Origin of the sequence: Pisciglobus halotolerans (assembly GCF_900113675.1) — a bacterium.
Lineage (GTDB): Bacteria > Bacillota > Bacilli > Lactobacillales > Carnobacteriaceae > Pisciglobus > Pisciglobus halotolerans.
Map to the genome: position 1 here is coordinate 1 of NZ_FOQE01000059.1, position 6,931 is coordinate 6,931.

Consider the following 6,931-nt stretch of genomic DNA (forward strand, 5'->3'; position numbering starts at 1 on the left):
TATTGCAAGACACGCTAAAAGACGCACCAACAATAAGCCAAAAAAATAGAATGGGCACAAGACTAAAGACAGAAGATTATCCCATCCCTTGATAACACTGACTTTTTAGCAAATCCTTTGTCTACCAAGGTTTTTATAAAAATTTATGCATTTGACTTTACAACTGAGCAAGTATTTTTCTTTTAATTATCGATAATAAAATCATTTTTAAAATTAACAAAATAACTATCCTCGGGAGGGGGCTTTGCCCCTTCCTCGGTCAATCTGAAAGATTGCTCGGGTTTGGGGCGAGTAGCCCCAAGGTCTTAAAGCCCTAATTATGCCTTTTGCCAAGACTACTCAGTATTCAGAAATAAATAATTTTATTTAAGTTAAGTGAATCAATACTTATGCTCATCTAGGAACTCAACAATGTCTGCTTTCTTGTATAGACACAGACCATCAATAGTAACCCGTTTTAATCCTTGTTTACGTAATTTAGCCAACGTGTTTGTGGAAATATCTCCTAAATATTCTTTTGTTTGCGATGTAGTGAGATAATCTCCAAATCTATTCATTTCAGTTATCAACTTTATTTCACTTCTCAACTCTGACTTGAATTCCTCAAATACCCTTCCGGTGTTTACTTCTATTTTCAATTTTAAAGCCTCCTAAAAAAACAATTTTTATACACCGAATCATATAGTTAAACGAATAGAATATCAACATAAAAAATGTTGGATAACACTAATAAAAAGCATTTAAAAAGGGTTATTGACAAAAGTCAATAACCCTAAAAAAAATTCCCCAACCCGTAAATAACTCTTTTTTACAATACTATTAAAAAACATTTACAATAATAAGTCAACAAAAGTGTTTACTAAGTAAACATTAAATAGTATTATTAAAATAGGTGATAATAATGAATTACAAAAAATACGATTTTTACGATCCCACATTAGTTGGGAAAAGAATTAAAAATATTCGTGAAAGTTTTAACTGTACAATGGAACAATTCGGACAGCTAATTAATAGCACAACAAAAGCCGCCGTTTTTAATTGGGAAAAAGGAAAAAGGCTACCTAATAATGGTAGTCTTGAGCTGATTGCTATACTAGGCAAAACAACAGTTGAAGATATTGTTTACGGAGATTTTCAGAAATACATCGTTTCATTGTTTACAACCGAGTCCTTTCTGTATTCCAAGGTGAAAAATAAATTGAAACATTCTCAACAATACGAGCTATTCAGTTTCTATGAATCTGTATCCGAGGAAAAAAAAAGTTTAATTATAAAAAATGTAATTGAGGATACCGAACGTTTAAATTTTGATTATTTTGATATAGCTAATATTGTAGATTTATTCTTGATGCATACGGAGAACAGCTTAAAAATAAATCTATTTGTCAGAACTCTTCCGCCCAAAGTAGAGAATTTATTAATTGATATTGAAAAAAACGAACTAACGATCGATGAATTAAAATTGTTAATAAAATATCTAAGTAATAAAATACGAAGATGAATACAGCTGGTAATTTATTTAAAAGAAAGGGGGAATGCGATGGAAAGTAGCCTATGAGCTCTCAGCGGGCTTGTACGGCTTCTGTAAGGAGGTTTTATCAATGGCAACACTGAAACAATATAAGAAAAGTGATGGTACAACAGCGTGGTTCTACAAGCTTTACATGGGCAAAGATCCCATAACTGGAAAAGAAAGACGGACAACACGTAGAGGTTTTAAAACAAAAAAGGAAGCTTGCTTAGATTTAGCTAGATTACAATTAGAAATCGAATCCAAGGGACTAAATAATAACTCCGTGCGGACATACAGAGAACTATATAATCTATGGATGAGTCAGCATACCCTTAACATCCGAAATACGACTGAGCAACGCGTAAGAAATTACTTTACTAACCAAATACTCCCTTCTTTTGGAAACATGAAACTGGACTCTATCACTCCTTCTATATGTCAAAAAATATTAACAGATTGGGCTACAAAATATCAATCTTTTCAAAAAATTAGAAGTTACGCATCACAAGTTTTTAACTATGGCATACTTTTGGGTGTGATTGATAACAATCCCATGGAGAGGACAATTACACCTAAATCAATTAGTAATTCTACTGAAATCAAAGAGGAAGTCTATTCAAAAGAGGAGCTACATCTGTTTTTTGAATGTTTGCATAAGTTAAAAGATGAGCGTGCTTTAGTATTCTTTAGAATAGCTTCTTATACAGGGGCACGAAAAGGAGAAATACTCGGGCTGACATGGAGAGACATAGATTTCGATAATCAAACTATCCGTTTCAACAAAACGTTAGTAGAACTATCCGATGGCTCTCTATGTATTAATCCTACAAAAAAAGACAAATCAAAGAGAGTAATTTCAATTGATAACGGAACCTCACGTATTCTAAAAAAATGGAAACGTTCTGTAACAAAAAAGAACCTTTCTAGGGGGATTCGGATAGATAATATAGATGATATACCTGTAATCAGCACTATCAAAGGGAATAAAAAAAGGGACTTCCTTTACAAAGGCTACCCTAACCATGTCATGGATAAAGTAGCACGGAAGTTCCCGGATATGAAGATAATCAAAGTCCATGGCTTTAGAAAGACTCATGCTACCCTTCTCTTTGAAGCAGGTGCTCAAGTAAAAGATGTACAAGATAGGCTAGGACATTCTTCTTCTAAAACAACCATGGACATTTATATTAAAGTATCAAAAAATCGGCAAAATGAAACAGTCGAATTATTTGAGTCTTACATGAACGGATGATAAGCGAGGTCAAAAACGGGGTCAGAGGATATTATGAGGATACCTTTTTCCCCCTTAATCCTTTAATATCAATCCTTTAAGCTTCGACTTTTGCAATCTTCCCTTGTTCGATATAGACCATTAAAATTGAAATGTCGGAAGGGTTTACGCCGCTGATCCGGCTTGCTTGTGCTACCGTTTCAGGCTGGATTTTTGCTAATTTTTCTTTAGCTTCTGTTGCGATGCCGCTGATGGCTTGGTAATCGATATTTTCTGGAATCAATTTGTTTTCCATCCGTTTTAGCTTATCGACTTTCTTGACCGCTTTGACAATGTAACCTTCGTATTTCACTTGGATCTCGATTTGTTCTGCCACATCTTTCGGCAGTTCAACATCCATCGGTGCAAATTGCAGCAATTCTCGGTAAGACACTTCAGGACGGCGTAAAAAGTCAATCGCTAAGATACCGTCTTTTAATGGTGCTTTTTGTTTGTCAGCTAAGAATTTTTGGATCTCAGCTGTTGGTTTCAAACGAATGTGACTCAAACGTTCTAATTCACCTTCAATTTGCGCTTTTTTCACGAGATATTGATCGTAACGTTCTTGCGGAACCAATCCTATTTCATGGCCTAACGGAGTCAATCGCAAGTCTGCATTGTCATGACGCAGCAACAAACGGTACTCCGCACGAGAAGTCAGCAGACGGTAAGGTTCATTGGTTCCTTTTGTGACCAAGTCATCGATCATGACACCGATGTAGCCGTCAGAACGCTTCAAGACGATTGGTTCTTCTCCTTGGACTTTGCGGGCAGCATTGATTCCAGCAATAATCCCTTGCCCAGCTGCTTCTTCATAACCTGATGTTCCATTCATTTGGCCAGCAGTGAAAAGGTTGTCGATTCGTTTTGTTTCTAATGATGGACGCAATTGATAAGGTGAAACGACATCGTACTCGATAGCATAGCCTGTACGCATCATTTTGGCGTTTTCTAATCCTTCAATCGTATGCAGCATGTCAACTTGAACATCTTCAGGAAGCGAAGTAGATAAACCTTGAACGTATACTTCCTCGGTGTTTCTGCCTTCTGGTTCCAAGAACAATTGATGACGCGGTTTGTCGCTAAAACGAACGATTTTATCTTCGATCGATGGACAATAGCGCGCACCTACACCTTCAACGATCCCTGTAAACATCGGTGCTCTGTGTAAATTGCGATGGATGATCTCATGTGTTTTTTCATTTGTATAGGTCAAGAAGCAAGACAATTGCTCTTTCAAATAAGCACTATCCGATGTATCATAGCTGAAATGATGCGGTTCTTCGTCTCCAGGTTGTTCAGTTGTCTTACTGTAGTCGATGCTAGAAGCATTGACACGTGGCGGCGTACCGGTCTTGAATCGTTTCAGTTCAAAACCATTTTCAAGCAAGCTTTCAGATAGCTTGATCGATGGCTGCGAGTTATTTGGACCAGATGAATATTTCAATTCACCGATAATAATTTCGCCGCGTGAAGAAGTACCAGCTGTCAATACAACAGCATCTGCGCGATAAATTGCTCCAGTATTGGTAATGACTCCTTTAGCAGCGCCATCTTCCACGATCAATTCTTCTGCGATCCCTTGTTTAAGATCCAAGTTTTCTTGCTGTTCAATCGTCTTTTTCATTTCATTTGCATACATAAACTTATCAGCTTGCGCACGTAAAGCTCGTACAGCTGGTCCTTTTGACGTGTTCAACATCCGCATTTGAATGTAAGTTTTGTCAATATTATGGCCCATTTCTCCGCCTAGAGCATCAATCTCACGGACCACTACTCCTTTAGCTGGTCCGCCTATGGATGGGTTACAAGGCATAAAAGCGATCATTTCAAGATTGATCGTTACCAATAAAGTCTGCATGCCCATTCTAGCTGAAGCTAGTGCCGCTTCTGAGCCAGCATGTCCGGCACCCACGACAATGACATCGTATTTTCCTGCTTCATATCGATTCATCAAATCATTCCTTCTTTTTTGATTTCGTTTTTTTACTTTATTTTTATCAAGGAAGCGTTGCGCTCTCTTGCGGGCTTTCTCCGCATCCTCGAAGTTGAGCTGCGCGTTTCACTGCTCTCTTCAACAACTTCCTGTTTTTGCTGTGACTCTCACAGGCTTTCTCCGCATGCTGTTATTTTCCTAGGCAGAATTGGCTGAAGAGTTGGTTTAGTAGTTCGTCTTGTACGCTGTCGCCTGTGATTTCTCCTAGGAGGTCCCAGCTGCGTGTCATGTCGATCTGAACGAGGTCGACTGGCATTCCGTCTTCGATGCCGTTGATCACGTCGTCTAGTGCTGCTTCTGCGTCATGCAGCAAAGCGATATGGCGCACATTTGAAACATACGTGGCGTCTTTTTCGCCTGTTTTTCCTGAGTAGAAAAGGTCAGCGATATTTTTTTCCAATTCTTCTACACCCGATTGTTCCAAAATGGATGTCTTCACGACTGGATCATCATGAACGAGCATTTCTACTACTTCGAGATCCAATTGATTTGGCAAATCCATTTTATTTAAAATCACGATCCGGTTTAATCCATTAGTTGCTTTGATCAAGTCACGGTCTTCATCTGTCAACGGTTCGCTTTGGTTGAACACCAGTAAAATCAAGTCCGCTTCGCTTAATGCTTTCCGGCTGCGTTCAACACCGATGCGTTCAACAATATCCTCTGTTTCTCGAATACCAGCTGTGTCGATCAATTTTAGCGGCACGCCTTTTACACTGACATATTCTTCGATCACATCTCGCGTCGTTCCAGCTACTTCTGTGACGATCGCTTTTTCTTCCCTTAGCAAGTGATTCAATAAACTAGATTTTCCGACGTTAGGACGTCCAATAATCGCTGTAGCCAGACCTTCTCTTAAGATCTTACCTTGACTGGCTGTCTCCAATAAATGATGGACACTCGCTTTTACTTCCTTCGCTTTTTCGATCAGCAGTCTAGATGTCAGTTCTTCAACATCATCGTATTCCGGATAATCGATATTCACTTCAACTTGTGCTAAAGTATCTAAAATTTCTTGACGCAAGCTGCGAATCAACGCAGACAAGTTTCCGTCCAATTGTTGCAAAGCAACATGCATCGCTTTATCTGTTTTTGCTCGAATCAAATCCATCACTGCTTCTGCTTGCGAAAGATCAATCCGTCCATTCAAGAAAGCACGTTTGGTAAATTCACCTGGTTCAGCTAAACGAGCGCCATTTTGCAAAACGGTTTGCAAGACATGATTAACCGCGACCACGCCGCCGTGACAATTGATCTCCACGACATCTTCACGTGTAAATGTTTTTGGAGCTCGCATGATGGTGACCATTACTTCATCGATCAGTTCATCTGTTTTTGGATTTTGGATATGTCCATAATGAATTGTATGAGAAGGCTCTTCTATTAATTTTTTTGAACCAGATTTGTAAACACGGTCCGCCACTTCCAAAGCTTCGTCTCCGCTTAAGCGAACGATCCCGATCGCGCCTTCACCAGGAGGCGTCGAAATCGCTGCAATCGTATCAAATTCAAATGACAACTCGTTCACTCCTCTTTCTTCTTCATTTTATGATTTTTGTGCACGAAAAAAGTGCCCACTCCACCCTAATCATATTAGGAATGGAAAAGCACTTTGACTACTTTTATCATTCAAGATAAATCTATTTAATTTTAATATTACTTTTTGAAACTACAGAAAATATTCGTCATTCCCTGTTTCCTAATGCATCATACACGGATGCAACTCATTTGTCAACACCATTTTTTTGCCTATTTTTCGGTTTCTCTATGCCTTCAAAGCAGCTAAAGAACCTACAACTAACAACCCAATGATTTTCTTTTCATGTAAAACATACAATGCCCGCATCAATGAGACGGCAGCGCCTTTCTTAGAAAACTTTATTAGGCTTTACGATGACACAAAAAATGGTGGCAAGAAGCCTGTTCTTTTAGGAAGGCAAATCAAAAGCGCTTAAAAATCCTTTGCTGTATATTGTATAAAAAAGCCTTCTTTGCAGCTACATAGCATAAGCTGTAAGGAAGGCAAAAGTATTTAAAGATGATTGGGTTTCCTGCTATTCTAGAAACCACAAACATTTGTTACACGAATAGAACCCTGTTTAATTTTGTTCCAGCTAACGTATGGTTAAAACGTGCTACGATTTGACAATGA

5 protein-coding genes are annotated in these 6,931 nt (G+C 38.4%); 2 read left to right on the forward strand and 3 right to left on the reverse strand.

Going from position 1 to position 6,931, the window contains the following annotated elements:
- Positions 1 to 380: 380 nt before the first annotated feature.
- Positions 381 to 638 carry a helix-turn-helix domain-containing protein gene (locus BM057_RS10995; RefSeq protein WP_092093769.1) on the reverse strand — a complete coding sequence of 86 codons (258 nt, stop codon included), beginning with the start codon at positions 636 to 638 and terminating at the stop codon, positions 381 to 383.
- A gap of 263 nt (positions 639 to 901) precedes the next feature.
- Between BM057_RS10995 and BM057_RS11000 the strand changes: the two genes are divergently transcribed.
- Both BM057_RS11000 and BM057_RS11005 read left to right on the forward strand, forming a co-directional pair.
- Complete coding sequence (locus BM057_RS11000; protein ID WP_092093772.1) at positions 902 to 1,501, forward strand: helix-turn-helix domain-containing protein; 600 nt, start codon at positions 902 to 904, stop codon at positions 1,499 to 1,501.
- A 100-nt stretch (positions 1,502 to 1,601) separates the two neighbouring features.
- A complete protein-coding gene (locus BM057_RS11005) occupies positions 1,602 to 2,765 on the forward strand; it encodes a site-specific integrase (protein ID WP_092093774.1) in 1,164 nt (387 codons plus the stop codon).
- 76 nt (positions 2,766 to 2,841) lie between these two features.
- Here BM057_RS11005 and mnmG read toward each other — a convergent pair whose 3' ends face one another.
- Both mnmG and mnmE read right to left on the reverse strand, forming a co-directional pair.
- Positions 2,842 to 4,737, reverse strand: a complete 1,896-nt coding sequence (mnmG, locus tag BM057_RS11010; RefSeq protein WP_092093777.1) for a tRNA uridine-5-carboxymethylaminomethyl(34) synthesis enzyme MnmG — start codon at positions 4,735 to 4,737, stop codon at positions 2,842 to 2,844.
- A 172-nt stretch (positions 4,738 to 4,909) separates the two neighbouring features.
- Positions 4,910 to 6,307, reverse strand: coding sequence for a tRNA uridine-5-carboxymethylaminomethyl(34) synthesis GTPase MnmE (gene mnmE / locus BM057_RS11015; protein WP_047390881.1), 1,398 nt, complete (start codon positions 6,305 to 6,307; stop codon positions 4,910 to 4,912).
- Positions 6,308 to 6,931 lie beyond the last annotated feature (624 nt).